This is a genomic window from Geovibrio sp. ADMFC3 (assembly GCF_054687035.1).
In genome coordinates this window covers 1439139-1464009 of the sequence record NZ_BAAFZG010000002.1, presented here as the reverse complement: position 1 = coordinate 1464009, position 24871 = coordinate 1439139, and the positions used below count along the sequence as shown (strand labels likewise).

General features: G+C 45.1%; 24 protein-coding genes, 2 tRNA genes and 1 riboswitch. Of the genes, 15 read left to right on the top strand and 11 right to left on the bottom strand.

From position 1 onward, the window contains the following. Window position 1: 1 nt before the first annotated feature. Together flgF and ACYRYY_RS07315 are read right to left on the bottom strand one after the other, a co-directional pair. Window positions 2-766 carry a flagellar basal-body rod protein FlgF gene (gene flgF, locus ACYRYY_RS07320; RefSeq protein WP_460214954.1) on the bottom strand — a complete coding sequence of 255 codons (765 nt, stop codon included), beginning with the start codon at window positions 764-766 and terminating at the stop codon, window positions 2-4. A gap of 3 nt (window positions 767-769) precedes the next feature. Further along, window positions 770-1627 (bottom strand): putative periplasmic lipoprotein, encoded by an 858-nt coding sequence (locus ACYRYY_RS07315; RefSeq protein ID WP_460214953.1) that lies wholly within the window; start codon window positions 1625-1627, stop codon window positions 770-772. Between the two features lie 63 nt (window positions 1628-1690). Here ACYRYY_RS07315 and ACYRYY_RS07310 point away from each other — a divergent pair, with 63 nt between their 5' ends. After that, window positions 1691-2512 (top strand): nitroreductase family protein, encoded by an 822-nt coding sequence (locus tag ACYRYY_RS07310; protein ID WP_460214952.1) that lies wholly within the window; start codon window positions 1691-1693, stop codon window positions 2510-2512. Between the two features lie 33 nt (window positions 2513-2545). On the opposite strand, the gene ACYRYY_RS07305 is transcribed toward ACYRYY_RS07310, so the two are convergent. From ACYRYY_RS07305 to ACYRYY_RS07275, 7 genes are all read right to left on the bottom strand, one after another. Continuing rightward, on the bottom strand, window positions 2546-2917 hold the full coding sequence (locus ACYRYY_RS07305) for a PilZ domain-containing protein (protein WP_460214951.1): 372 nt from the start codon (window positions 2915-2917) through the stop codon (window positions 2546-2548). 153 nt (window positions 2918-3070) lie between these two features. Further along, window positions 3071-3144 (bottom strand) — tRNA-Met (locus ACYRYY_RS07300). Window positions 3145-3216: 72 nt separating this feature from the next. Further along, window positions 3217-3693 carry a Crp/Fnr family transcriptional regulator gene (locus tag ACYRYY_RS07295; RefSeq protein ID WP_460214950.1) on the bottom strand — a complete coding sequence of 159 codons (477 nt, stop codon included), beginning with the start codon at window positions 3691-3693 and terminating at the stop codon, window positions 3217-3219. A 16-nt stretch (window positions 3694-3709) separates the two neighbouring features. Further along, complete coding sequence (locus tag ACYRYY_RS07290; protein ID WP_460214949.1) at window positions 3710-4534, bottom strand: SIR2 family NAD-dependent protein deacylase; 825 nt, start codon at window positions 4532-4534, stop codon at window positions 3710-3712. A 43-nt stretch (window positions 4535-4577) separates the two neighbouring features. Next, window positions 4578-5045 carry a methylated-DNA--[protein]-cysteine S-methyltransferase gene (locus tag ACYRYY_RS07285; protein ID WP_460214948.1) on the bottom strand — a complete coding sequence of 156 codons (468 nt, stop codon included), beginning with the start codon at window positions 5043-5045 and terminating at the stop codon, window positions 4578-4580. Window position 5046: 1 nt separating this feature from the next. Continuing rightward, window positions 5047-6162 carry a 2-iminoacetate synthase ThiH gene (gene thiH, locus ACYRYY_RS07280; RefSeq protein ID WP_460214947.1) on the bottom strand — a complete coding sequence of 372 codons (1116 nt, stop codon included), beginning with the start codon at window positions 6160-6162 and terminating at the stop codon, window positions 5047-5049. 1 nt (window position 6163) lies between these two features. Then, on the bottom strand, window positions 6164-6940 hold the full coding sequence (locus ACYRYY_RS07275; RefSeq protein ID WP_460214946.1) for a thiazole synthase: 777 nt from the start codon (window positions 6938-6940) through the stop codon (window positions 6164-6166). A gap of 210 nt (window positions 6941-7150) precedes the next feature. Between ACYRYY_RS07275 and ACYRYY_RS07270 the strand changes: the two genes are divergently transcribed. The 11 genes from ACYRYY_RS07270 to ACYRYY_RS07220 all read left to right on the top strand — a co-directional run bounded on the left by ACYRYY_RS07270 (window position 7151) and on the right by ACYRYY_RS07220 (window position 17449). Then, the gene (locus ACYRYY_RS07270) at window positions 7151-8275 is read left to right on the top strand and encodes a DegT/DnrJ/EryC1/StrS family aminotransferase (RefSeq protein ID WP_460214945.1); all 1125 of its coding nucleotides are present in this window, start codon (window positions 7151-7153) and stop codon (window positions 8273-8275) included. Window positions 8276-8382: 107 nt separating this feature from the next. After that, entirely contained in the window at window positions 8383-9717 is a 1335-nt protein-coding gene (locus ACYRYY_RS07265; RefSeq protein WP_460214944.1) for an RsmB/NOP family class I SAM-dependent RNA methyltransferase, read from the top strand. Next, window positions 9695-10975 carry a L,D-transpeptidase family protein gene (locus tag ACYRYY_RS07260; RefSeq protein ID WP_460214943.1) on the top strand — a complete coding sequence of 427 codons (1281 nt, stop codon included), beginning with the start codon at window positions 9695-9697 and terminating at the stop codon, window positions 10973-10975. Before ACYRYY_RS07265 ends, ACYRYY_RS07260 begins: the two co-directional genes overlap by 23 nt. Further along, window positions 10972-12465: a M99 family carboxypeptidase catalytic domain-containing protein gene (locus ACYRYY_RS07255; protein WP_460214942.1), complete on the top strand. Its 1494-nt coding sequence runs from the start codon at window positions 10972-10974 to the stop codon at window positions 12463-12465. The genes ACYRYY_RS07260 and ACYRYY_RS07255 overlap by 4 nt, the downstream gene beginning before the upstream one ends. Beyond that, window positions 12465-12740: an acylphosphatase gene (locus ACYRYY_RS07250; RefSeq protein ID WP_460214941.1), complete on the top strand. Its 276-nt coding sequence runs from the start codon at window positions 12465-12467 to the stop codon at window positions 12738-12740. The genes ACYRYY_RS07255 and ACYRYY_RS07250 overlap by 1 nt, the downstream gene beginning before the upstream one ends. Continuing rightward, window positions 12737-13393, top strand: coding sequence for an HAD family hydrolase (locus ACYRYY_RS07245; protein ID WP_460214940.1), 657 nt, complete (start codon window positions 12737-12739; stop codon window positions 13391-13393). Before ACYRYY_RS07250 ends, ACYRYY_RS07245 begins: the two co-directional genes overlap by 4 nt. A 23-nt stretch (window positions 13394-13416) precedes the next feature. Next, window positions 13417-14328, top strand: a complete 912-nt coding sequence (locus tag ACYRYY_RS07240; protein WP_460214939.1) for a DNA adenine methylase — start codon at window positions 13417-13419, stop codon at window positions 14326-14328. Between the two features lie 67 nt (window positions 14329-14395). Continuing rightward, window positions 14396-14496, top strand: a riboswitch (TPP riboswitch). Between the two features lie 78 nt (window positions 14497-14574). Then, a complete protein-coding gene (gene thiC / locus ACYRYY_RS07235; RefSeq protein WP_460214938.1) occupies window positions 14575-15852 on the top strand; it encodes a phosphomethylpyrimidine synthase ThiC in 1278 nt (425 codons plus the stop codon). Beyond that, window positions 15813-16457, top strand: coding sequence for a thiamine phosphate synthase (gene thiE, locus ACYRYY_RS07230; protein WP_460214937.1), 645 nt, complete (start codon window positions 15813-15815; stop codon window positions 16455-16457). Before thiC ends, thiE begins: the two co-directional genes overlap by 40 nt. Further along, window positions 16454-17317: a thiamine-phosphate kinase gene (gene thiL / locus ACYRYY_RS07225; protein ID WP_460214936.1), complete on the top strand. Its 864-nt coding sequence runs from the start codon at window positions 16454-16456 to the stop codon at window positions 17315-17317. The genes thiE and thiL overlap by 4 nt, the downstream gene beginning before the upstream one ends. A 17-nt stretch (window positions 17318-17334) precedes the next feature. Continuing rightward, window positions 17335-17449 (top strand) — tRNA-Ser (locus tag ACYRYY_RS07220). 128 nt (window positions 17450-17577) lie between these two features. On the opposite strand, the gene ACYRYY_RS07215 is transcribed toward ACYRYY_RS07220, so the two are convergent. After that, window positions 17578-19047 carry a hypothetical protein gene (locus ACYRYY_RS07215; RefSeq protein WP_460214935.1) on the bottom strand — a complete coding sequence of 490 codons (1470 nt, stop codon included), beginning with the start codon at window positions 19045-19047 and terminating at the stop codon, window positions 17578-17580. A gap of 157 nt (window positions 19048-19204) precedes the next feature. Beyond that, window positions 19205-19672, bottom strand: a complete 468-nt coding sequence (locus tag ACYRYY_RS07210; protein WP_460214934.1) for a CC0125/CC1285 family lipoprotein — start codon at window positions 19670-19672, stop codon at window positions 19205-19207. Between the two features lie 460 nt (window positions 19673-20132). Here ACYRYY_RS07210 and ACYRYY_RS07205 point away from each other — a divergent pair, with 460 nt between their 5' ends. Genes ACYRYY_RS07205 through ACYRYY_RS07195 form a run of 3 tightly spaced genes read left to right on the top strand, consistent with a single transcriptional unit; the run spans window position 20133 to window position 24796 of the window. Further along, the gene (locus tag ACYRYY_RS07205) at window positions 20133-21773 is read left to right on the top strand and encodes a ribonuclease J (protein WP_460214933.1); all 1641 of its coding nucleotides are present in this window, start codon (window positions 20133-20135) and stop codon (window positions 21771-21773) included. Beyond that, window positions 21774-22565 carry an undecaprenyl-diphosphate phosphatase gene (locus tag ACYRYY_RS07200; protein ID WP_460214932.1) on the top strand — a complete coding sequence of 264 codons (792 nt, stop codon included), beginning with the start codon at window positions 21774-21776 and terminating at the stop codon, window positions 22563-22565. Next, a complete protein-coding gene (locus ACYRYY_RS07195) occupies window positions 22556-24796 on the top strand; it encodes a DNA translocase FtsK (protein WP_460214931.1) in 2241 nt (746 codons plus the stop codon). The genes ACYRYY_RS07200 and ACYRYY_RS07195 overlap by 10 nt, the downstream gene beginning before the upstream one ends. The last annotated feature ends 75 nt before the right edge of the window (window positions 24797-24871 follow it).

The window sequence follows — 24871 nt, the reverse complement described above, 5'->3', positions numbered from 1 at the left end:
CTTACACCGATTTGCCCACGGTGTTGATCACTGTTCCGTTTATAGAGTCTATGCTTTGTATTACTTTCTGATAAGTTTCAAATCCGCGCATTGCATCTATCATTCGCACCATTTCAAGGACGGAGTTTACGTTACTCCCTTCAACATAGCCTGCGGTAACACCGGGGTTTTCTGCCTGCTGGGGTATTGTGTCCACTGCCGCATAAAGATTATGACCCACTTTCTGAAGGTTATCAGTATCTTCAACGTAAGCTATGCCAAGCTGATCCTGTGCTTCACCGTCTACCAGAATCACACCGGTTTCTGTTACTGTGTAGTTGTCAGGGAGGATGATAGGCTGCGGATTGTCATCGTCAATATTTGAAAGCACAGGGTAACCCTCTGCGGTCACAAGCTCATTGTTTTCGTTCACTGTGAAGCTTCCGTCACGGGTGTAACGGATACCGAAAGGGGTATCCACCACAAAAAAAGTATCAGGATCTGTGAGGGCAAAGTCCAGCTTATTGCCTGTTTCATGCAGGTAGCCGATGGAAAAATCTGTCTTTACTTCAGATAATTTCACTGTGGAATTCATCGCCTTGTTATAATCCGTGGTGCGGATAAAATTCTGCGGGAACTCTTTTTCAGTGGGGAAATACTCGGTGAAAACCGGTACATCCTTCTTGAACCCTGTGGTGTTGACGTTGGCTAAGTTGTTGGCTATGTTCTCCACCCGCCTGTTCTGCATCATCAGTCCGCTGGTGGCGACATAAAGTCCGTTCAGCATATGTTATTCCTCCTCTGAGGATGTTGTTTCATTATCAAGGCTTTTGAGGTATTCATCAAATTCCCTCTGCCATTGTTCCTCTTTTTTTATGGCGTCTCTTTTTTCCTCAAGCTCACGTATTTCCTGTTGTTCGATATCAGTTGCCTTAGCTTCTTTTTTTGCTTTTGCCCGTTCTTCCATACGTTTCTCAAATTTTTCCATGCGGGTGACAGGTATGCCGTACGCCTTAGGGAGAGCCACAGCAAAAATCTGCCCCATAGCTTTCATGGAAAGGGTGCTGGAGGGGATGGCGTTTTTTGTGGGATAATACCAGAAGTTAGGGTCAGCCTTGCTCTCAAGGGCTATTACGCTTGAGAAAACAGGTATATCACTCTTGGTCATTATGCTTAAAACAACAGTGCTTGAGTTTCTATCGTAGCTTCTTTCTATGCTTTCCTTCATGCGGGAAACTATTATATAGTCAGCCTGCTGAATTTTATCAGTTACCTTACCCAGCCTTGAGAGCTGAAAATAGTTCCGCATCATCCTGCCGGTTTCTTCATCGTAGTATGTTTTTCCTTCCCTTGTGATTCTTGCGGGGAGAATGTAATATGTCTTTCCGATCGGGAGTGTCTCATGCGTTTTAGCGTAAAATGTGACGACTTTTTCTTTTGTTTTGTCGAACACGAGGGAAGAGATGTTCGAGTTTGCTTCAAGGCTGATCAGAACAAAAAGAACACCCGAATTAAGGCGCGCTGTGAGTTCCACAACCTCTGTGAGTGTATCGTCAATGCTTGAGGCAACTTTGCCCGGGTTTGCAACTTTAGATGAGCATCCCGTAAATAAAGCGATTGCGATCAGCAGGGGAAATATTTTCTTCATCCTGTCCTCCGTCATGGAGATACAAACAAGAAACGTGCCAATATTATGACGATGAGGTGATTTATGCTTGAATTTTCAATAGACCGTAAAAAATGCCGCCGATGTTCACTCTGCATGGAGGACTGTCCGGTTAGTATTATAGAAAAAGATTCAGAAGGCTTTCCTTTCATCACGGAAGAAAAAGAAAAGCTCTGTCTTAAATGTCAGCATTGTTTAGCTATCTGTCCTGATGCGGCACTCTCAATTCTGGGTAAAAACCCTGACGAAAGTATGCCTGCTTCTGATATGCCCACAGCAAAGCAGGTCGAAGTGCTTATCCGCAACAGAAGATCCATAAGGCATTTTAAAAAGAACGATGTGGAGTTTGAAACGATCCGCTCTCTCCTCTGTGTTACGGCAAACTGCCCGACAGGAGAGAACATGCGTGCTTTGACTTTTACCATAATTGATAACCGTGAAGACATGGAGAAATTTGTGGCGAAGGCTTACGGGCTTCTTGAAAAAAGAATAGAGGAAGGGACTCTGCCGGAAAGGTTCAGGTTTTATGCCGCCCTTCTCAGAAGATATAAGTCAGGCAGGGATATTATCTTCAGGGGTGCGCCGCATCTCATTGTTGCCTCTGCGCCAAAAGGCGAGGGAACTCCGGAAGCGGACTGTTTTATTGCGCTTAGTTATTTTGACCTTTATGCGTACAGTCTTAAAGTAGGAACTGTCTGGCTGGGCTTTCTGGCGTTTATGTTTGAATTCATGCCGGAGATAAAGGATGTGCTTGGAATTCCTGCTGACCATGAAGCGCCGTATGCGCTGCTTTTCGGCAAGGCAAAATACAAATATCCCAGAGGCGTTCAGAGGGATGATTTCAGAATAAACAGACCTGAGTTTTAAAAGAACAGGGGCGGAGAGATCCGCCCTTAGTTATTATTTGTAGGGAACATTCTCCTCATATTCATTGAGGAATTCATTTATAAGGTGTTTGTCCACATCGGAAATTTTGGTAAACTGAAAGGCAACAAAGCGTTTTTTAGCGCTGATTTCTTCCTTATTTGCCTCAGTGCGCCACACAACAGCATGTGCATGTACAACGTCTTTAACCCCGTGGTTGGGGAACTGAACCTTTGCTTCGTAGTCATCGTAGATTTCAAAAGATATTGCTGTATTTGAAAGAAACCCGCCGATACTTATATCAACAAGCTCCACCTGTTTGTATTCTCCGTCTTTTTTTAAATAAAGTTTAAGGGGTACTCCGCTGTAGCGTTTATGCTTGCGGCGTTCGTTTTTTTTTGTGTACATTATAAATCCCCGGACAAAAATTGTATAAGATAATTATGGCACTTTAAGGATAATCTTGCCAGAATTATTCTATGAGGAAATAAAGATTATTTGAGAGTATAAATAGAAAATAAAAAAGGCTTCCCTGATCTCTCAAAGAAGCCTTATCGTTAATGGCGGTGCAGGGACTTGAACCCCGGACACTGCGGATATGAGCCGCATGCTCTAACCACCTGAGCTACACCGCCTTACATCGGGACTGATTTATTAAACTATTTTCACGTCCTAGTCAACGTAATTTTATCTTTATCGGTAATTTTTTAAAGGAAATTTTCCGAAAGAGAGGCATTGAGTATTCCGGAAAGACGCTCTTCGAGCTTATACATTCTCTCTGAGACGGTTTTTGCCATTATCCACACGAACTTACCAAAAAGAGCCGGATGAGCATTCTTCATTTCAGAAAGCTTTTCTCCTGTTATGGAGAATAATGTCACTGCCGTGTATGCTTTGGCGTTTGCCGAGCGTGGATAGCCCGTGAGGATTGCCATTTCACCAAAAAAGTCTCCTGCTTTGAGGTTGTTCAGGAAGATGGACGTCTGCTCATTTACATCTTTTGATATACCGACTTCGCCCTCAGCAATTATGCAGAAGCTGTTGCCCGCATCTCCCTCTTTGAGTATGAGTTCACAGGGCTGATAGTCTTCTTTTGTGAAATAGTTTAAAAACTCTTCCATCTCTGCTGCGGAAAAATCAGCAAATCTGGGATTTTTCTTTAAAATATCCGCACTTGTTTTCAATTTTATACACCTTTGATCATATTTTGATTCTCAGTTCCCGGACAATTTCCGTCATGGCTGCTCTCGCGCCGGACTGTATGTAAACATCCGGCTTACAGACTCTTAATGACGATTCATCAGGGTTGATAGTAATAATTTTACAGCCGGATGCCTGAAGGCGGACGGCAAGGTAGTCATTGGTAGGAACACTGCCGCTTGAGCCGATCAATATGGCGACATCGGGAATCCCTGCACGTTCAAGAAAATCACGGAAATTATTATACTGGTAAGCATGCTCAACATAGTCAAAGTCGCCGAACATAAGCACATGAGGGCGCAGAAGCCCGCCGCATTTCGGACACATAGGCAGGTTTGACGCTGTCATCATATCATAGTCCAGCCCGCACAGAGGCACGTCTTCATTCTCTTCGTATGTGTAGCTGCATCCAAGCCCCGCCATGCACTGAAGGCGCCATATGCTCCCGTGGATCTCATAAACATGGTCGGCGGATGTGCCGGAGGTCATGTGGTAGCCGTCTGTGTTGGTTGTGTGAATGAATGAGTTTTCAAAATGATTATCTATGAGTGAGTTGATGGCGGTGTAGCCTTCGTGGGGTTTATTTTCTTTGGCGTTTCGTCTGCGCCATTCATAGAATGCCCATGCGTGGGATGGTCGTGTTTTGAAGCTTCGGGGATTTGCAAGATCCACTGCCTCGAGCTTTAGGTTTTTGTATGCCGGAAAATTCCGCCAGTAGCCTTCCTTATCTCTGAAAGTGGGGATGCCGGATTCAGCGCTCATTCCGGCGCTGGTCAGGAAGAGGCAGCTTCGTGCGCTGCCGATGATGTCCACAGCTTTATTCATAGGAACACCGCCGTTTTTTGGTAATTTTACCAAAAAAATATAGTTATTTCCAGTTAGCTCCCTCTTCGGCGAGAAGTTTTTCTTTTTTATGAACTCCGCTTGAATAATTTCCCAGCCCGTTTGCTCTCACAACTCTGTGACATGGAACAATAAGCGGATATGGATTTGTCGCCATAGCTGTTCCCACGGCTCTTGCGGCATTTTTGCTCCCGCTTATTTCCGCAAGTTTTCCGTACGTAAGAACCTCACCCTTCGGGATATTGAACAGGTTTCTGTAAACAGATTTATGAAATTCGCTTCTGCCTTCAAAAACAAGCTCATCGAATTTAAGGGGGCATTCACCCGCAGGGTATGATTCCAGATAAGCACATATTTTCTCATGCTCTTTCTTCATAGGCTGAACATCATATTCCTCCGGACGTATGAGGCACACTTCCACAAGCGTACCTTTATCGTCAAATACCGGGAAAACATCGCCGATGTGCTTGTTTTGAAGGTGAACCATATACATATTATGACCTCACGAGGAAGTTTTTATCCCAGTCTTTCATAACAGGGTCGTAGCCTTTGGAGCGGAGCATGGCACAGAATTCTGCCACACTTCTGTCGTCCTCAACTTTAAATTGTTTGCCGTCATGTTCTTTATTGTATCCGCCGGGTTCGGTTTTGGAACCTGCGCTCATCTGGGTTACGCCAAGGGGCAGAAGATGCTCTCTCATCTCCGCCGGTTCACGGGTGGAGATAACCAGCCCCGCATCATGGAGAAAAAGGCGCAGAGCAAGCATGGACTGAACAAGGTTTTTGTCTTTTATAAGCTCGTAAGGGGTAAAATTTCCCGCTGCAAAGCGTATGCGGGGGAAAGATACTGTCACATGGGTTTTCCAGTAATGTTTCATGAGGTAACGGGCGTGGAGTCCGACAAAGAATTCTTCGGTGCGGAAGTCTTCCAGCCCCATGAGAGCCCCTATGCCCACTGTGCGGTATCCGGCTTCTGCTCCTCTGTCCGGCGTTTCAAGACGCCATTCAAAATCACGCTTTCTGCCTGCCGGGTGTACTTTTGCATAGGTTTCTCTGTTGTATGTTTCCTGATATATCGTAAGTCCGTCTGCGCCGGAATTGCGGAGTATGGAATATTCTTCCGTACTCATGGGGAAAACTTCTATGGAAAGTGAGCTGAACATATCCCGCAGGAGATCGCATGTTCTGGCGAGGTCGGAAACGCTTACAACCTTTGGTGATTCACCTGTAACCAGAAGAAGGTGCTGAATACCCATGTCTGCAATGGTTTTTGCTTCCGCAACCACTTCCTCATCAGTCAGGGTCACTCTGGGAATTTCGTTATGCCTGTTGAACCCGCAGTAAACACAGGAGTTCGTGCATTCGTTGGAAGTGTATATCGGACCGTAGATTTTTATGGTTTTGCCGAATCTCTGCAATGTTATGCGGCTTGCCTCTTTCGCCATGGGCTCAAGGAATTTTTCTGCCGCAGGGGAGAGGAGGACGGCGAAATCAGTTTCGGTTACGGTGTCTTTGCTAAGTACGGCAGCAACATCTTCCGCCGTTCTTGAGTGGATGAAGCTTTTTACCTCGTTCCAGTCGTATTCTTTAAGTATTTGTGTGAATGTCATCTTAATCTCTTAAAAAACCTGTGAGCGGGCTTGATGCTTCCGCTTTTTCTTTTTGTGAGGGCATACCGGCGTCCCTTGCCGTAACTGCCGCATCAACAGCGAGTTTAAATGCCAGAGCCATCTTCACTGGGTCGCCCGCTGTGGCTATTGCCGTGTTCACAAGAACAGCATCCGCACCCATTTCAATTGCAAGTGCGGCGTGGCTTGGTGCGCCTATTCCAGCGTCCACAACAACGGGCACATGTGCCTGCTCTATTATTATGCGTAAATTATCCACGGTTTTTATTCCCTTGTTGCTGCCGATGGGTGCGCCGAGGGGCATTACGGTTACGGTACCTATCTCCTCAAGGCGTTTGCAGAGAACAGGATCCGCATTAATGTAAGGCAGAACCTTGAACCCTTCCTTCACGAGTATTTCCGCCGCCTTGAATGTTTCAATAGGGTCGGGGAGAAGGTAGTACGGATCGGGTGTAACCTCAAGCTTGATCCAAGGCTCACACCCTGCCGCACGGGCTATTCTTGCCAGTCTCACCGCTTCTTCTGCGTCTCTGGCGCCGGATGTATTGGGGAGGAGAAGGTACTTTGATGTATCTATGTGGTTGAGAATATCGTCCTGCGGATTGTTTACGTCCACTCTGCGCAGAGCAACAGTAACAATCTCCGCTCCGCTTGCTTCAGCCGCCGCAGCCATAACGTCACTGCCGGCGAATTTGCCTGTGCCGACCATAAGTCTGCTTCTGAAGGTTCTTCCGTCTATGATAAGATTTTTTGAGAACATGCTCTTTTACCGCCTGAAATCTGAATGTATTTCAATAGTAATTACCACTGATTAAATGTCAACAATATATTGATAGATAAATATTGTCCCTGATGCGCTCAGGCAGGGCTGTTCCTGAATACCCTTGCGAAAAATAAAAATAGGCGTAAACTTAGTTGCGTCAATTTTGTCAGATACAAGGACGAATAATAAACCTGCGAGGATTTCCAGATGGATTTTTGCAATCTTAAAAGCCAGTATTCATTAGTAAAAGAAGATATCGACCGCCGTGTTCTTGCGGTATTTGAGCATGGAAGATACATTTTCGGACCCGAAATAACGGAGCTTGAAAAAAAATGCGCAGAATTTTGCGGAGTTAAACACGCTCTGGCTGTTTCTTCAGGCACAGATGCTCTTCTCATGGGGCTTATGGCTTATGATGTTAAGCCCGGTGACTATGTTATCACCACGCCTTTTACCTTTATAGCAACAGCAGAGATGATAGCTCTCCTCGGCGCAACACCTCTTTTTGTTGATATAGAAGAAACAACCTACAACATTGACCCTGCAAAGCTTGGGGAAATGCTTACAAACCCTCCCGTTGATAAATCAAAAATCAGGGGCGTTATCGCTGTTGATCTCTACGGACAGATGCCTGACTACGAAGCCATAGAAAAGGTTATCAAAGACAGCGGTCTTGACCTTTTCCTCATGGAAGATGCAGCACAGAGCTTCGGTGCAATGCAGAGAGGCAAAAGAGCCTGCGCATTCGGAGATATTGGCGCCACATCATTCTTTCCTTCAAAGCCTCTCGGCTGCTACGGCGACGGCGGTATGGTTTTCACCAACTGCGATAAGCTCGCAGAAAAAATGGGATGGATCAGAAACCATGGTCAGAATGAGAGATACTGCCACAAAATAGTGGGTATCAACGGCAGGCTGGACAGTGTTCAGGCGGCTGTTCTCCTCGGCAAGTTTGATCTTTTTGTAAACAAAGAGATCGATGGCCGTGACAAGGTTGCATCTATGTACACCGAAAAGCTTTCCAAAATAAAAGGTGTTAAAACTCCGGCAGTTACAGATTTCAACCGCTCCGTATGGGCTCAGTATTCCATAATGGTTGAGGACAGGGATGCCCTTGCCACTCATCTTAACGCGAAAGGCATACCCACTGCGGTTCACTACCCGATACCCCTTCACATGCAGGAAGTTTTCAGCGGTCTCGGCGTGAAGAAAGGTGCTCTCCCTGTTTCAGAGAAAGTTGCTGCTCATATAATGAGCCTTCCCATGTGCGCTTATAAAACGCAGGAAGACATAAACACAGTTGCTGAGGCAATAGCCGAATACTACAAATAGTCAATGGTTTGAGGGGAATTTCGTTGAAGTTCCCCTTCTTTTTCTCTTCATAATCTATTTTTTCGATTTTTATTGACTGCTGATCTTTTTCAGGCTTTACTTTCCGGATGGAAAAAAACCGGGTATTTATTGAGCGTTTCAGCAATGTCTTAGGTGCGGATTCGGATGCATTTTTTGCATCCCTTGAACGTCTGCCGTCTAAACATATACGCATAAATACCAAACGTAATATAAACTACCTGCCGGAAATCGCCGAACACGGCATAGTTCTTGAGAATGATGCACGTTTTCCCGCTGTTTATAAGGTTCTCAGCGGAGCGGAAAAGCTTACTTCCACTGTTTCTTTCCAGACGGGCGGTTTTTATATCCAGAACCCCTCATCAGTTTTTCCGCCGGATGTACTATGCAGATTTCTTCCTGAAAATCCCGCTGTTATGGATGTTTCTGCTGCTCCGGGGGGTAAAACCGTAGCATTGTGTGATATGCTTAAAAACAGCGGTGTGGTTGTTGCCAATGAACCGTCATCAAAACGGCTTAAATCCCTTGAGTTTAATTTAGAGAAATACGGCTGCTGGAGCGCTAAGACCGTATCATTTGACGGACGTGTGCTTGACAGACATCTGGAGGAAACCTTTGACGGTATACTTCTGGATGCACCATGCAGCAATGAGAATAAAATATTCCGCAATGAAACCGTGAACGCATCGTGGGAGCCGGCACTTGTGGAGCGTATGGCAAAACTCCAGAGAGAGATACTTGAATCAGCCTTTAAGTGTCTGAAGAAGGGGGGCGCTCTTGTTTATTCCACATGCACATTCTCCGTTGAGGAGAACGAAGGTGTGATACACGCCTTTCTGGATGAACATCCGGAAGCAGAGCTTCTGGATATTTCTGAAGGTGAAAACACCTTCGGCATGAGCGGGGATACAGCTTTTGATGAGAAAGTCCTCCGTGTGATGCCCCATAAACTGCCTTATGACGGTTTTTTTATAGCCGCTTTAAGAAAGAAAGGGGACGATGCGGAGGGTTGTAGTTTAAAGATTAAAAGAGACAAACAGCTTGACTCGCTGTTTTATGAATTACCGCCGAATCTTTCGGTTTCACACGGGTCAAATATTGCATATATAGAAACAGGCTGCGTTCTTGAAGCAAGACCAAGGCTTGGCAAAAGCGGCATTCTTCTCTGGAAGCGTGCGGGGGAACTGAGTGCCCAGAGTGCATGGGAACTCGGTGCGGAACTTAAACCGGACTACAGGGCACAGACAGGACTTGACGGGGCATTGCGCTATTTAAAAGGGTTTGACACGGATAAGACGTCCGACTATCATACTCCGGTTCTTTACTATGGCGAAATCCCCGTGGGAACGGTGAAAACCGTTGAGGGCAGATTTAAAAACAAGCTGGACAGGTATTTTTTGTATGGCAAAAACATTGAGTTTTAAACTTTCAGCACTTTTTATCTTATTGGCGGTTTTTTTTACCGCATCGGGCGTTAAGGCACAACAGCTTTCAGGCAATGTATTCTCTTATAAAAGCGAGTCTTTTACAGCAGTTGTTGTGGATAAAAACACAAGCACACTCTACATAGTGGAGATGAAGAACGACACTCCTGAAATAATTGCGAAAACAAGCGTTCTTGTCGGCGGCGGCGGGGGCGATAAAAAAGTCTCCGGCGATATGAAAACCCCTGAAGGCGTTTACTATATAACGGGCTACCTGTCTCCTGAACAACTGCGGAGAGCATACGGCAGTGTGGCGGATGACTACGGAACGGGGGCATTCCCTCTGAATTATCCCAACTTTTTTGACCGGATGAGCGGCAAAACCGGCAGCGGAATATGGCTGCACGGCAAAAGGGTGGACAGAAAAGAACAGTCCACGAGAGGGTGCGTTGCTCTTGAAAACGATGTTCTTGATGACTACAAAAAATACCTTAAAAAAGGTATTCCCGTTGTAATCACAAACGGAGTGAGCTTTGAGCAGCGCCAGAACTACGAAGTGGAGAAAGCTTTTCTGAAAGAGAAGCTGGACAGCCTTGTGGCTTCATGGAGCGGGCTTGATTTTGAAAATTTTGCATCGCACTACCACATTCAGTTCAGAAGCGGTTCCGGTGAAAATTATGCACAGTATCTGGGCAAGAAGAAAACACTGATGAAGCTTTATCCCGAAAGGAAAATTGAGATATCGTCAGTTCGTTCATTTAAGGAAAACAACGACGAATTTGTTTATGACTTTGACCAACTCTACTGCGCCGACAATATACTCGCCTACGGAAACAAGAGACTTTACCTCAAAAGAGAGATTGATGAACTGAAAATCATAGCAGAAGAGTTTTTCTCCGAGTCTCCGGAGCCTCTTGTGCGTGAGCGTGTGGCGGTGTTTCTTGAAAACTGGAAGAAAGCGTGGGAAAGCATGGACACTGAAAAATATATGGCGGCTTATTCCTCATCCTTTTCATCAGCAGGATTCAATTATGAAAGCTGGAAGACGGATAAGGAAGAAAAATTCGACAAATACTCAACCATAAAAATCGGTATAGATAATATTAAGATTTCGCAGATTTCCCCTAAAAGGGTCAGAGTGAGCTTCATTCAGCACTTCAGCGGAGATTCCTACAGTGATAAGGGTGTCAAAACCCTTGAGCTTGAGGGATGTCCCGGGGATTACAGGATCAGAAGCGAACTCTGGAGCGCCAGATGAAAAAAACTCTTATAATTTTTATTCTGCTGATTACCGCTGCTGTATCTTTTGCCCAGACACGCCCATATACTCGTAATGATGTGTATTTCAAAGGCACTGAGTATGAGCTTGACGTGTACAGGATATACGGCAGGCAGGACGGCAAGACAATGCTGATCATAGGCGGAATTCAGGGGGACGAACCGGGAGGTTTTCTCTCTGCTGATCTCTATGCGGAAATGCGCCTTGAAAAAGGAAATCTTATTGTTGTACCCAGAGCTAATTTCAAATCAGTAATACTTTTTGACAGGGAAACTGAAGCCGATATGAACCGCCGTTTCACCAAAGATTTAGGTGTAATGGAGATGGATAAGGTTGTGGAAGTTATTATCAGGCTAATGGAAGAGTCCGATGTTTTTCTCAATCTTCATGACGGATGGGGCTATCATAACCCGAAATATATAGACCAGTGGCGCAACCCGCGCAGGTTTGGTCAGTCGATCATTACCGATGCGGATATATTCTCCTGCGAAGACGGACGTATGCTTGATCTTAAAACTCCGGCGAAACAGGTTCTTGAAGCAGTTAATAAAATGATAAACGATGAAAAGTATTTTATGCACTACTTCAACACCCAAACGGAAGATCCTCTGACGAAGTTCACCGACATGCGTAAAACAGCAACATTCTACGCACTTAAGCATTTCTGTCTCCCGTCATTCGGTGTGGAATCATCAAAAAACCTGCCTTCTGTTGAGCTGAAAGTTCTTCATCATAATTACGTCGTGAACGAATTTATGAAATATTATGATATAGTTCCCGAACATCCCCGTATTTTTCTGAAAGAGCCCCGTCTTAACTATGCTGTTATCAGGGTAAATGATGAAGTGGTGACTGTGGAAAACGGGCAGACTCTGTATGCCGATAAGGGAGACTTGATCGAAATAACAAATGTGGACGCCAACTATGACAGGGGAATATCATGCGATATCCTCGGAATGGGTGATCTCAATGACTGCGGAAAGCAGATTGAGGTCAAAGGCGAATCAAGAATTGTTTTCCGTAAGGACAATCAGAAGATGGGGGAGATCAAGCTTGCGTATAAGAACGCTCCGAAGCCTGTTAAACCCGCAGTCGCTGTAAAACAGCCGGTTAAGCCTGTTGTAAAGGAAGACCTTGTTCCGTCAAAGACCAATGTTGTTTTTGTTATGAAGATAAACGGCGATGAGGTGCGTGTCCGGTCGGGCGGAATAGTTAAATTGAAAAAAACCGATACTATCGAGTTTATAGAAGCTCTCGGCGGTGATTTCGGCTCACCTGATGTCCCTGTGAATGTTAAAGGCTATGTGCCGCCCGGAGCAATTAACAACGGTGATGACAGAGGATATAAAATCCGCATGACAGACTATTTTATGCTGAAATACTCCCGTGACGGTATGGGCAGGGCGTATCCTGTTATTGCCGGAAACAGCCGTAATGAAATCGGTGAGATGTGGATAGAGATTGAGTAATGAAAAGGCTTGCAATACATGTTAAAGGGCGTGTGCAGGGGGTCGGCTACAGGGCGTTTCTCCACAGCGGGGTTGTTCCTCTTGGTGTGGGCGGCTATGTGCGCAACCTTTCTGACGGAAGCGTGGAGATCATAGCAGAAGGTACGGAGGCGCAGCTAAACGAAGTGCTGAAAAAAGCCCGTGCCGGTTCCCCGTTTTCCGAGGTTACGGACATGACTGTGGTTGAGGAAAAACCCACAGGCGAGTTTGAAATATTTGAGATAAGAAACTTATGAATAGATATAAATATAAACTGCTGATATTCGACTTTGACGGCACTCTGGCGGCGACTGAGCCTGCCATACAGTTCTGTATGAAAGCAGCTTTCGAGGAGTACGGGCTTACGCCACCGCCTGAAAAATCCGTACGGGAGGCTATCGGCATCCCTCTGAACAGGATGATAGCCGGTCTGGGCGGGCTGGATGATGAAACGGCGCAGACAGTAACCGATATTTACAGAAAATACTACAAGCGTGAAGGGATGGAGATGACGAAACTTTTTCCTTCAGCTCTCTCAACTGTTGAGGCGCTCCGTGGCAGAGGCTATAAGACAGCCGTTATCAGCAATAAAAATCATGAAGTGGTTCATAAGTCTGTTGAAGTTACAGGCTTAATGCCTTTTTTTGACCTTGTTGCCGGAGAAAAGGGCGGTCAGTTTCAGAAACCCCACCCGCAGGCTTTTACAGATATAATTGTACCCGGTTTCGGTGTGGATGCGTCTGATTGTTTAATGATAGGCGACGCTGTGCAGGATACAGGTTTTGCCCTTAATTGCGGCATGGATGCGGCATGGGCTTCATACGGTTTCGGGAATGAAACAGAGTGTATGAACAAAAATGTTAAATTCGTGCTTAATGATATTTCGGAGCTGACCGATATACTTGGTTGACAACGCTTTTTACGGAGATTTCATTGAGTGTCAGACAGGCGATACAAATCAGGGAGGATGCGTTTCGCCCCCGTCCGTTTTTAAAATGGGCAGGCGGCAAAAGCAGGCTTATCCCTCAATTTGAACCATTTTTCCCAAAAAGAAGAATGGTTTATTTCGAGCCATTTATCGGCGGCGGAGCTGTGTTCCTTCATCTTGCCGCAAAGGGGCTCATAAAAAAAGCGTTCCTCAATGACCTTAATTCGGATCTTGCCGGTCTTTATTCAGTAATCAAAAACACACCGGATGTTTTTATAGAGCAGTGTCTTGCGTTGTCGGATGAATATCTTGCCTTGAGCGATGTTGAGCGTGCGGAATATTATTACAACAAACGCAGGCAGTATAACAAAGGTGCATGGACGAACCCTGTAACCCGTGCTGCGGCAACGGTTTTTTTGAACAAAACCTGCTTTAACGGACTCTTCAGGGTTAACAGCAAGGGCGAGTTTAATGTACCTGCCGGCAAATATAAGTCACCCACAATAATTGAACCTGAGAACATATACGCTGTCTGCCGTGCCTTGAACGAAACGGAAGCGGAAATTACCTGTGCTGATTTCAGTGATGTTCTGGAAAACGCATCAAATGGTGATTTCGTGTACTATGACCCGCCATACAGACCCCTTAACAGAACAGCCTGCTTCACAACATACGCAGCAGGCGGATTTGATGACAGTGAACAGGCACGCCTTGCCTCCTGCTTTCGTAAGTTATCCGCAAAGGGTACGGCACAAATGCTCAGTAACTCAGACCCAAAAAATGCCGATCCTTCTGACAGTTTTTTTGAAGAACTCTATGACGGCTTCCGCATACGCAAAGTCAGAGCTTCACGCAATATAAACAGCAGTGCCGACAAACGAGGCTCAATCAGCGAGCTTCTCATTATGAACTACTGATTTCCTCCGGTTGTAATAAACCATTCACTTATCCTTGCATTCATGTTAATCACAGTGTAAATTATAACCACATCCGTGGGGGTGCTTGCCGATGAAAGGGCAGGCTGAGAGAGTCCCCGTAACCTGATCCGGATAATGCCGGCGTAGGGAAACGGTTTTTCTTCTTTAGTCTATTCCAAGCCTTTTTCACCCAGCCTGTTCCTGCGGAATATAATCAATAGTTCACTTAAAGGCAGGTATAAATTCATGACACAGCTCGAAGCAGCCCGTAAAGGGATTATCACACCGGAAATGAAAAAAGTAGCCGCTGACGAATTCATGGACGCAGAAAAGCTCATGGGTCTCATAGCGGACGGCAAAGCAGTTATTCCTAAAAATAAAAACCGTGACTATGAAAAGGTTATGGGAATCGGGCGTGGACTTCGCACAAAAGTCAACGCCAATATCGGCACATCCGGCGACCGTCCGTTCATAGACTGCGAGCTGGATAAGCTCAAAGCCGCCCTTGACGCCGGCACGGACAGCGTTATGGATCTCTCCACCGGAGGCGACCTTGAGGCGGTACGCAAAGCGATTCTTGCCGCTTCACCAGTTATGGTGGGTGCTGTTCCGCTTTATGCTGTGGCGGCAGAGCTTGCCATGGCGGATAAAACAACGGAGATGATGGATCCCGAAGTTCTCCTCCGCAGTATAGAAAAACAGTGCGAACAGGGAATAGACTATATAACAGTTCATTGCGGCGTTACGAAGGAATCCGTAGCCAGAATGGACAAAACCGAAAGAGTATGCGGCATAGTGAGCAGGGGCGGTTCTATCACTGCTAACTGGATACGCAGAAACGGTAAAGAAAACCCTCTTTACGAATATTATGAAGACCTTTTAAGCATAGCTTATAAATATGACGTAACTCTCAGCCTCGGTGACGGCTTCCGTCCGGGGGCTATAGTTGACGCTTCCGACCGTGCGCAGATAGACGAGCTGATTATCCTCGGCGAACTCGCCAAAAGAGCCAAAGAGCGTGATGTTCAGGTTATAATCGAGGGTCCCGGTCATGTGCCGCTGAACCAGATCGAGGCTAACATGACATTGCAGAAAACTCTTTGCGACGGTGCGCCTTTCTACATTCTCGGACCGCTCCCCACTGATATTGCACCCGGTTACGACCATATAACAGCAGCCATAGGCGGAGCAATCGCCGGTGCGGCAGGTGCTGATTTCCTTTGTTATGTAACCCCTGCGGAACACCTTTGTCTGCCCGATGAAAACGATGTGCGGGAAGGAGTTATAGCCTCCCGCATAGCCGGACACATAGCAGACATCGCAAAAGGCTACCCCGGAGCGATGGAACGTAATATACTTATGAGTAAGTACAGAAAAGAACTTAACTGGGAAGGGATGTTTGCCCTTGCTATAGACCCGGCTAAGGCGAGAGAAAAATTTGAAAGGAACAGGGATGTTGATTCCTGCTCCATGTGCGGGAAATTATGCGCAGTGAAGATAGACAAAAAACTTCCGACTATTTAAGACTTTACCTCGTTTTTGAGGAAGATATGCTTCAGATGCCGCTTGATGAATTTATTCTGGCAGCTGTTGAAGGCGGGGTGACGGCAATCCAGCTCCGCAACAAGGGTCTGGACATCCGTCGTTCCATCATCACAGGGCATCGGATAATGGAGCTGATCGAAGGAAAGGATATACTCTTTGTGGTGAATGACCGTATAGATGCGGCGCTCACCCTCGGTGCAGAGGCTGTGCATCTTGGGATAAAGGATATACCCCTTGCCTCTGCTGTGGATACTTGGGCTGAAATGGTCTACGGATATTCCTGCAACAGCCTTGAGGATCTGGAAACCGCTGTGAACGGCGGAGCGTCATACATCGGCGTGGGTCCGGCGTTTCATACTGATACTAAAAAGGATCTTCGTCCGGTAATCGGCACGGAGGGGATAAGGCTTATTACCGAGAGAAGCCCGCTTCCCGCCATCGCCATAGGCGGAATCAAAGCTTCCAATATGAAGAACCTGAAAGGTCTGGGGCTCTCCGGAGTGGCTGTTTCATCTGCTCTGTGCGCTTCCGGTGATCCTTACTGCGATGCCAAACTCATGCGTGAGCTTGCGGAGGAGCTTTGAAGGAATTTGCCTTTATCGAAAGCCTTAAAGAGCTTAGCCCGAATGACGGCCTGCACGGAATAGGTGATGACGCTGTGCTTGCGGACGGGCTTCTTATCGCCAAGGATATAATCGCAGAAGGGGTTCATTTTACAAAGGATGCCCCTTTGCAGAATATAATATTCAGGCTTTTTACCGCAAATGTGAGCGATATTGCCGCTATGGGAGGCAGGGCGGAAAAGGCACTTCTGGGCGTTGCGCTGCCGTCTTATGTGGATAAAGCGAGGCTTACCGAAGCCGTGCGCTACGCATGTTCTTATTATGATATAAAGCTGATAGGCGGGGACACCACATCCTCCGCCTCACACTTCTTCGCATCCCTCACCATAATCGGCTCTCCCTCCGACCATGTGCTTGTGCGCAGCGGAGCGCAGGAGGGGGATGATATATACCTCTCCCGCCCTGTGGGCGGTGCGGCGGCTATGCTTGCCAGAGAACTTGCCGGAGAAAAGGTGTTCGACCATTATCTTTACAAGGCAGAAACGGAGCTGGGGGCATATCTCGGTTCCTTCGGGGTAAACTCCTGCATTGATATAAGCGACGGACTGGGGCGGGATGCTTCGCACATAGCCGAAGCCAGCAGAGTCCGCATGGAGCTTGACTCAAGGCTTATTCCTGAATACGGACTTTCTGACGCTGTCAGCTCCGGTGAGGAATACGCCCTGCTTTTCACTGTTCCCGAAAGCCGCTCAAAAGAGATGGAAGAGCTTATCCACCGTGATCTCAAACGCCCTGTTTACCGCATAGGCGAGGTAAAAAAGGGTGCAGGTGTTTGTCTGGACAGCGAGGATATTTCCCACAAAGGCTGGGAGCATCTTTAGGTGTATTGTGGAATTCGGCACAGGTCTTTTTTTGACTCGTGGTGTATTGATGAAGAATCATTTTTGGTCGGATATACATTGCAGGGACTGAAAATCCCCGTGTCGATGGTTCGATTCCGTCCCTGGGCACCATTTTTATAATGGTACCAATAACTTACACGAAGACTAGTGTTTCAGCACTGGTCTTTTTTTTGTGGTACACTCGTGGTACATTTTTGATTGAGATTTTGTGGTTAGAAACGGTTAAAAGCAGTGTATTATTAGAGGTTTATTTTCATGCTTGTTGTTTCTCTCTTAGAAGCTGATTTCCTTGGCTTTGCATTAACAAAAACAATCTCTGATGCATTTTGCCCAATTTCAATTTGTTTTGATCTAGTTGATAATAGCCTTTTTTTTCTTGCCGAATAACTACTGACCTCAACTACTAAGTAATACGCAAAAATAGTTTGTTCAGCATCACGATAAATTTTAAGTTGCCTTTCGTATCCATGATCTAGGTTATTTGTTGATAACTTGATTTCAACTAATACCTTTTCTGAATAACCATTAGAAACTTTAAAATCAACAGGACCATTACCTGTATCTGCCTCAGGTGTTATATCAAGATTATTACTCTTACAATAACTGTGTGCTACTGCAAAAAATAGTCTTTGTGCAGCCTTTTCTTTTTTATGTTTTTGTAATGCCTCATCCCATAGTTCCCGCCACAGATCTCGATTTTCAACTAGAAATTTAAATTCATTAATAATTTCGCCAACTAAGGCATTAACCTCATTAATATCAAGTTTTCGGTTTTGGTATTTAGAAAAATCTTTGGGGAATTCTTTTGCTACTCTTTCAGCCAAGCTACCCCAGAAAACTTCACCATTGTAATCTGTGTTTACATCATAAGAGACTTTTTCTGCTGTTTTAAGAATAGATAAAACTGACTCAAATGCTTCCTTACTAGCAAGAGCTTCAACCTTAAGTCTTTTTTTGTCTTTTTTGGTCAGTGAAGCCCATATACCACTGATATTACTATTAACTCTGTCCCGTAAGGCTTTGTTTCTGCTAGCAGCATCAATAACATCGCTCCAATCCGTTGCGATAGGCAGGTCTCTGACAATATCACTAGGAACTAGCAGTAGCGGTTCTTTATTCTTAGAGCATGGATTGCTTAAAAGTTCTATGACTTTTCCATCAATCTCAAACTCTTCAGTAGGAAGATTTAGCTGTTTAATTATACGCATATTAAAAGTACATAAATCGTTTAAGATTATATTAGTAGTCATATCGCTAATACGATCTGGGCCAATACCTTCCTCAAATAAAGCTAGTGCCATAAAAAGGTCAACATCTTCAACACCAAGTTCAACAATATCTTTAGCTGTTGATAAAGTACTTGTAATTAATTCTGTTCCGAATCCTGAGCCCCGAACAGAACCACCATATCCCAAACATGTCCACGACACCTCATGGAATTGAAATTGATTTAATGCATTACGCCAAGCCGTATCACCTATCTTCTTAGATTTTGAAAGAAGTTTAATTATTATTTCAAAGCGTTTTCTGTAGCTATTGTATGCAACATCCGACATTTCTGTGTGTTTAGATTTTTCTAATAAGAGAGGATCAATAAACAAGTTTGTGTCAGCATTTAGAATCACATCGACAACTCCTATTTTAGTAATTGCCTTTTTATTTAAATTAAATGCTGTTGAAAAATTGATTGGATCCTTGATCTTTCCCATAGCGACCTCAAAATTATTGTAACATCAATATAGTTAGCAAGCATTATGACATATAGTAATATAGCACTTGCAGATATGATTAAAGCTATACAAGCTCCATAGTTTTAACATAATTCGGCTAAATTGTTTTATTATAGTGTTTCTCAAGCCCAAGTAGTTAGTTTATGTTATATTTAGATCTTATAGAACTAGCCACATATTGTGCTTCATATGCAATCCCATTTGCATTTGGTTTTTCCTTAAAGCATATGATTTGAAATTTACTTCTAGGTTTGTTAAAAGTTACCCCTCCTGTTTGCCTAGTCGTTGCATTAAAAGAATAACTGTTATATGTACCTGCCGTTTGGTATGTTTTGCCAGTTGTGTATGTGTTCGTATAGTTCTCAGTGTCAAGAATCAAGAAATAGGCAAAACCATTCTCCATCGTTAACTCTGCTGCTCTAAGGAGGGCAAAATCTGACGATCGTTCTCTTGACGTATAGCCATTGCCAGCAAATGATACATTGAAAATGTTGCTGGCTAGTCTTGTATCAGAATAACCACCGCTCAATCCATGTGGTTGATATTTTGTAGAACATCCTAAAATTAGGGTCGCAAATAATATACACAACATTAACTTTTTCATAAAAATCCCCACAAAGCAGTAACTATATTAACTTATTAAATGATAACATAATGTTACTAATTTGCATTGAATTATCTTTAGGATTTAAATTACCAGAAATAATTCAGACCATTTTCGCTCTGAATTGAATCTCGTTCAAAACTGCCAAAAATCCAGTACCTGCATCCTGTAATAATGAACAATAAATCTGTATTTGCTCGTTAGAAAATATTATAATTTCATTATTATGAGGTGTTTAAGTGAAGATTATCAAGATCTTAGAATACCTTGACGTGGTAATTTACCAGAGAAGAAAGCGCTGCCACTGCCATCTTGAGGCTAATAACATCTGTATTAAAATATTCTGCAAAGCAAAGAACTCAAACGAAGCAGATCAATTTGAATCATTTCCTAATCCTTGCCTTTTCATTTATTTACGTTTACCTTAAAATATCCGATATATTGAGAAATAAGGAGAAAGATGAGGGCATCAGTTGCTGTACTCGGCGGAGTCGGCGAAATCGGCATGAATATGTATGTCTACGAAACCGAAGACACTGCGGTAATAATAGACTGCGGCGTAATGTTTGCGGACTACACCTACCCGGGAGTGGACTACATAATTCCCGATTTTACATACATCAGGGAGATAGAGCATAAGCTGAAAGCTGTTCTGGTGTCCCACGGACATGAGGATCACATAGGCGCTCTTCCTTATTTTTTTAGCGAGTTTAATGTCCCCGTATACGGTGGCAAGCTTTCGCTGGGGATACTCGCCGCTAAGCTCGGCTCAAAGAAGGAACGGGTTAATCTTATCCCTGTTGAGGCGAGGGAAACTGTCAAAATAGGTGATTTTTCAGCCACATTCCTTCCCGTAACCCATTCCATAGGCGATACTTTCGGCATATACCTCAAGCATGGTCCATTCTCCGCTCTGCACTGCTCCGACTTTAAAATAGACTACACCCCCGTCTCCGGCGAACCTTTTAATGAGGATGATTTCGCCAAGCTTGCAGAAGGCGGGCTGACATGCCTGATGCTTGATTCCACTAATTCCCAGAATGAGGGGTTCACCAACTCTGAATCATCAATAAAGGCTGAACTCAAAGACATCATGAGAAGCTCTGCCGGACGTGTGTTTTTCACCACATTCTCCTCAAACCTCGACAGGCTTCGGCAGGTTATCGAAGCGGCGGATGAGCTTGGGAGAAAGGTGGTGATAGAAGGGGCGTCCATCGAGCGCAATGTTGATATAGCAAAGAAAATCGGCTATCTGGACATACCTGCAAGAAGCATAGTTCAGCTTTCCACCGGCAAAAAAATGCCTGAAAATAAGGTAGTTTACATAATTACCGGATGTCAGGGCGAAACCCAGAGTACCCTTTACCGCATAGCATCCAGAGAACGCAAGGATCTGAAGGTCGAACCCGGAGATACATTCATCATCTCCTCAAGGGTTATCCCCGGTAATGAAAAGAACTTAAACAGGCTTATAAACCTGATATACGAAAACGGCGGCGAAGTGATAGACACTGCCGCACGGAAAATACATGTATCCGGTCATGCTTCCAGAGGGGAGCTGACAAAAATGATGAACCTTACCAAGCCCTCATACCTCATACCTGTACACGGCGAGGAGATGCACCTTGCCCACATGACTAAAACCGCAATGAAGACAGGCATTTTTCAGCGGGATAATATTCTCCCCGTCAAAGACGGTATGAGAGCGGTTTTTGAAGGCGGCAAACTTGTTGCCGTTGACGATATACCCCACGGGACTGTATATATTGACCAGCGGGGCAGAACCGTAATAGACGAAGAACTGCTTAAAGACCGTAAAAGCCTCTGCCGTGACGGTGCTGTGGCTGTTACTGTTCTTTACAGCCCTTTGTACGAAGCTTTGGAAATGCCCCCTGTGATAAGGGTCAAGGGTTTCAGGATTGATGACCGGACAACCTTTGAACTCAGAAAATATCTGAACGACAGCATGGCAAGCCTTATAGAAGAGGCGAACGGGGATTACACCCTTTTGGAAGATTTTATTGAAAAACTCGTCAGGCGTTTTTTCAGGAAAAGTATGGACAGGAGACCCGCTGTGGCGGCTGCTGTCGTGGAGGTATAAATGACAACGGGTATGGCTGTTCTGCTTGGGCTGATTCAGGGGCTCACTGAGTTTCTGCCGGTAAGCAGTTCGGGGCATCTTGTGCTTGCCCAGTCTCTTATGTCTGGGTTTTCCCAGCCGGGGCTTCTTTTTGATACATTACTGCATCTTGCAACTCTTTTCGCTGTTCTCCTTTTCTTCAGGGAGAGGGTGAAAAACCTGATGCTTGCTTTTTTCGGAATATTTTTCCAGCAGTACAGGATAGTTTACTATCAGAACAAAAACTTTCTCTGGGGAATAGTAATAGCCAGCATACCCACTGCGGTTATCGGTCTCTCTCTTGAGAACTCTGTGGAACATCTTTTCGCAACTCCTTCATTTGTAGGATATTTTCTTATTTTCACATCTGTGCTGCTTGTGCTGTCGGATAAAATGAAGTCAACAGGCGAAGTGACACTGCCGAGATCATTCTTCATTGGCATAATGCAGGGAATTGCTGTTATTCCCGGTATTTCCCGCTCCGGTTCCACTGTTGCCGTGGGGCTTTTTCTCGGAATAAAAAGAGAGGAAATGGCGGAGTTCACCTTCCTCATGTCTGTTCCCGCTATTTTCGGTGCGGCACTTTTACAGGTGCGCCATCTGGAAACTCTGCCTGTTGCGCAGCTTCCCGCATATGGAATTGGGATGTTTGCTGCTTTTCTCAGCGGTCTTTTCGCCATAAGCTTTATGGTATATTTTATAAAGAGAGCCAACCTTAAGGTGTTTGCTCTTTACTGCCTTGTGCTGGGGATAACAGCTATAATATGGATGTAGAAAACAGGAAGAGCCTGCCCCTTGATATAATCTTTTTGCTAAGCGTTATAACGCTTATTTTTCTGACACTGTCAATATACTCCTATTCTTCGGCAGATCCCTCATTCTCTCATATAATTTTCAGTGACTATGAGTTAAGGGTAAATAACCTTTTCGGCAAGACAGGGGCATATGTTGCCGATCTTGCCGGAACCTTTTTCGGCTGGGCGGCGTTGTGCATCCCTGTATTTTTCTCCGGCGTGGTTTACAGGCTGTATCTGCTGAGAAGCGGCAGGGAAACAGGAAGATTCAGCGCAGTTTATTCATTCATGGCAATGATGGTTTTTGTTTTCCTTCTCTCTGTGATGTCAGGTTTCTTTGGCGGGCAGGACTTCTTTTTTGAGTCCCAGTACACAGGGGGAATCTCCGGTAAAGCATCTTCGGATATACTTGCGTCTCTGCTGGGCAAGGCGGGCGGGGTAATAATCGTATCATTCCTGCTTGTTATAGTGTTCATGGTGTTTTTTGCCGTGACACTGAGCGATATTAAGCATGCGCTTCTGAATATCAGAGGCGGAGCGGACATAAAAGGCCGAGGGTTTAAGGGTATGTTCCTCAATGCCGGACGCAATGTGGAAACAGAAACCGAAATCGAAGAACCCGCACCCGCAGCAGAAAGCATAACCTACGAAGAACCGGATGATGATTATGTTCCCGTGACAAAGCCCCTTGGTGATGAACTCTTCATGGAGGAAGCACCGGAGGAGATTGAAGAAGTACCTGCGGAAACATTTGAAAAACCTAAAGAAAACGGAATAGATATAAAACCGAAGGAAACAGTGGAGCAGACAAGTGTTAAGTATGATGTTCCGCTGAATCTGCTGGATAAACCCTCCGGTAAGGTCAGGGGCGAGTCTGACGAGGAGCTGAAGCAGAAAGCTTCAATCCTTGAACAGAAGCTGAAAGACTTCGGTGTTCTCGGTAAGGTGCGTGAAATACGTCCCGGTCCTGTGGTTACTCTTTTTGAGTTTGAACCGGCTCCGGGTATAAAGATCAATAAAATTGCGAACCTGTCCGATGATTTGGCTCTTGCCATGAGTGCCCTGAGTGTCAGGATCATCGCTCCCATCCCCGGTAAGTCTGTGGTGGGGATCGAACTGCCCAATGAAAACAGGGAATCTGTTGTGCTGAGTGAGCTTCTCACTTCTGTAAGATTTGCAGAAAGTCAGTCTCCCCTTACCTTTGCAATGGGAAAGGATGCCTCAGGCAAGCCGTACATATCAGACCTGACAAAGATGCCTCACCTGCTCATAGCGGGAACAACAGGAAGCGGAAAATCTGTTTCTGTGAATGCAATGATCTGTTCTGTCCTTTATAAGTCTTCGCCTGATATGGTGAAGTTTGTGATGATTGACCCTAAAATGGTGGAACTGAGCATATATGAAGGCATACCCCACCTTGCTGCTCCTGTGGTTGTGGATGTGCGCAAGGCGGCAACAGTGTTGAAGAATGTTGTTCAGGAAATGGAATCCAGATACAGCCTACTTGCCGAATCAAAGGTCAGAAATATCGATTCGTATAACCAGAAATCGGATACTGACGGGCATGCAAAAATGCCTTATCTCATTGTTGTTGTAGATGAGTTTGCCGACTTGATGATGGTTGCGGGAAAAGATGTAGAGCAGTCTATAATCCGTATCGCACAGATGGCCCGTGCGGTGGGAATACACCTTATTCTGGCTACCCAGAGACCCTCTGTAAACGTAATAACGGGCATAATCAAGGCAAATATGCCTGCGAGGCTTTCGTTTAAGGTTTCCTCTAAGATAGACTCCCGAACCATTATAGATTCAAACGGCGCAGAACTTCTCCTCGGCAGGGGGGACAGCCTGTTCATTCCGCCCGGAACCAGCGAGACTGTCCGTGTACACGGATGTTTTGTCAGTGACGATGAGGTGGGCAGAATAACCGAACACCTTAAAACCCTCGGCGAGCCGGAATACAATATGGAGCTGGTTAAGGATGAGGAATCGGATATTACTGAGATTGATGAGTCGGAGATTGATGATAAATATTTTGAAGCTCTTGAGCTTGTCAGGCAGAAGGGCTTCGCCTCAATATCAATGGTTCAGCGTTATCTGCGCATCGGGTACAACCGTGCCGCCCGCATTGTTGAGATAATGGAGCAGAAGGGCATAGTCGCTCCGTCTGATGGAACATCCAAACCCAGAGAAGTCATTAAAAAAGATTAATGTAAAAGCCGGTGTGCCCTGCTGAGGCAGTTTTTCCGGCTAAACCCTATAATTCTGGATTTACAGAAGAATAAA

What these genes read in the sequence shown, in the direction of transcription:
- thiH (WP_460214947.1), bottom strand. Translation starts at nt 6,162, where the DNA reads ATGACATTCACACAAATACTTAAAGAATACGACTGGAACGAGGTAAAA.
- ACYRYY_RS07310 (WP_460214952.1), top strand. Translation starts at nt 1,691, where the DNA reads ATGCTTGAATTTTCAATAGACCGTAAAAAATGCCGCCGATGTTCACTC.
- ACYRYY_RS07245 (WP_460214940.1), top strand. Translation starts at nt 12,737, where the DNA reads ATGAATAGATATAAATATAAACTGCTGATATTCGACTTTGACGGCACT.
- ACYRYY_RS07205 (WP_460214933.1), top strand. Translation starts at nt 20,133, where the DNA reads ATGAGGGCATCAGTTGCTGTACTCGGCGGAGTCGGCGAAATCGGCATG.
- ACYRYY_RS07265 (WP_460214944.1), top strand. Translation starts at nt 8,383, where the DNA reads ATGGAAAAAAACCGGGTATTTATTGAGCGTTTCAGCAATGTCTTAGGT.
- thiE (WP_460214937.1), top strand. Translation starts at nt 15,813, where the DNA reads ATGCGCAGTGAAGATAGACAAAAAACTTCCGACTATTTAAGACTTTAC.
- ACYRYY_RS07270 (WP_460214945.1), top strand. Translation starts at nt 7,151, where the DNA reads ATGGATTTTTGCAATCTTAAAAGCCAGTATTCATTAGTAAAAGAAGAT.
- ACYRYY_RS07260 (WP_460214943.1), top strand. Translation starts at nt 9,695, where the DNA reads ATGGCAAAAACATTGAGTTTTAAACTTTCAGCACTTTTTATCTTATTG.
- thiC (WP_460214938.1), top strand. Translation starts at nt 14,575, where the DNA reads ATGACACAGCTCGAAGCAGCCCGTAAAGGGATTATCACACCGGAAATG.
- ACYRYY_RS07250 (WP_460214941.1), top strand. Translation starts at nt 12,465, where the DNA reads ATGAAAAGGCTTGCAATACATGTTAAAGGGCGTGTGCAGGGGGTCGGC.
- ACYRYY_RS07195 (WP_460214931.1), top strand. Translation starts at nt 22,556, where the DNA reads ATGGATGTAGAAAACAGGAAGAGCCTGCCCCTTGATATAATCTTTTTG.
- ACYRYY_RS07315 (WP_460214953.1), bottom strand. Translation starts at nt 1,627, where the DNA reads ATGAAGAAAATATTTCCCCTGCTGATCGCAATCGCTTTATTTACGGGA.
- ACYRYY_RS07290 (WP_460214949.1), bottom strand. Translation starts at nt 4,534, where the DNA reads ATGAATAAAGCTGTGGACATCATCGGCAGCGCACGAAGCTGCCTCTTC.
- ACYRYY_RS07200 (WP_460214932.1), top strand. Translation starts at nt 21,774, where the DNA reads ATGACAACGGGTATGGCTGTTCTGCTTGGGCTGATTCAGGGGCTCACT.
- ACYRYY_RS07210 (WP_460214934.1), bottom strand. Translation starts at nt 19,672, where the DNA reads ATGAAAAAGTTAATGTTGTGTATATTATTTGCGACCCTAATTTTAGGA.
- ACYRYY_RS07215 (WP_460214935.1), bottom strand. Translation starts at nt 19,047, where the DNA reads ATGGGAAAGATCAAGGATCCAATCAATTTTTCAACAGCATTTAATTTA.
- ACYRYY_RS07275 (WP_460214946.1), bottom strand. Translation starts at nt 6,940, where the DNA reads ATGTTCTCAAAAAATCTTATCATAGACGGAAGAACCTTCAGAAGCAGA.
- ACYRYY_RS07255 (WP_460214942.1), top strand. Translation starts at nt 10,972, where the DNA reads ATGAAAAAAACTCTTATAATTTTTATTCTGCTGATTACCGCTGCTGTA.
- ACYRYY_RS07305 (WP_460214951.1), bottom strand. Translation starts at nt 2,917, where the DNA reads ATGTACACAAAAAAAAACGAACGCCGCAAGCATAAACGCTACAGCGGA.
- ACYRYY_RS07285 (WP_460214948.1), bottom strand. Translation starts at nt 5,045, where the DNA reads ATGTATATGGTTCACCTTCAAAACAAGCACATCGGCGATGTTTTCCCG.
- flgF (WP_460214954.1), bottom strand. Translation starts at nt 766, where the DNA reads ATGCTGAACGGACTTTATGTCGCCACCAGCGGACTGATGATGCAGAAC.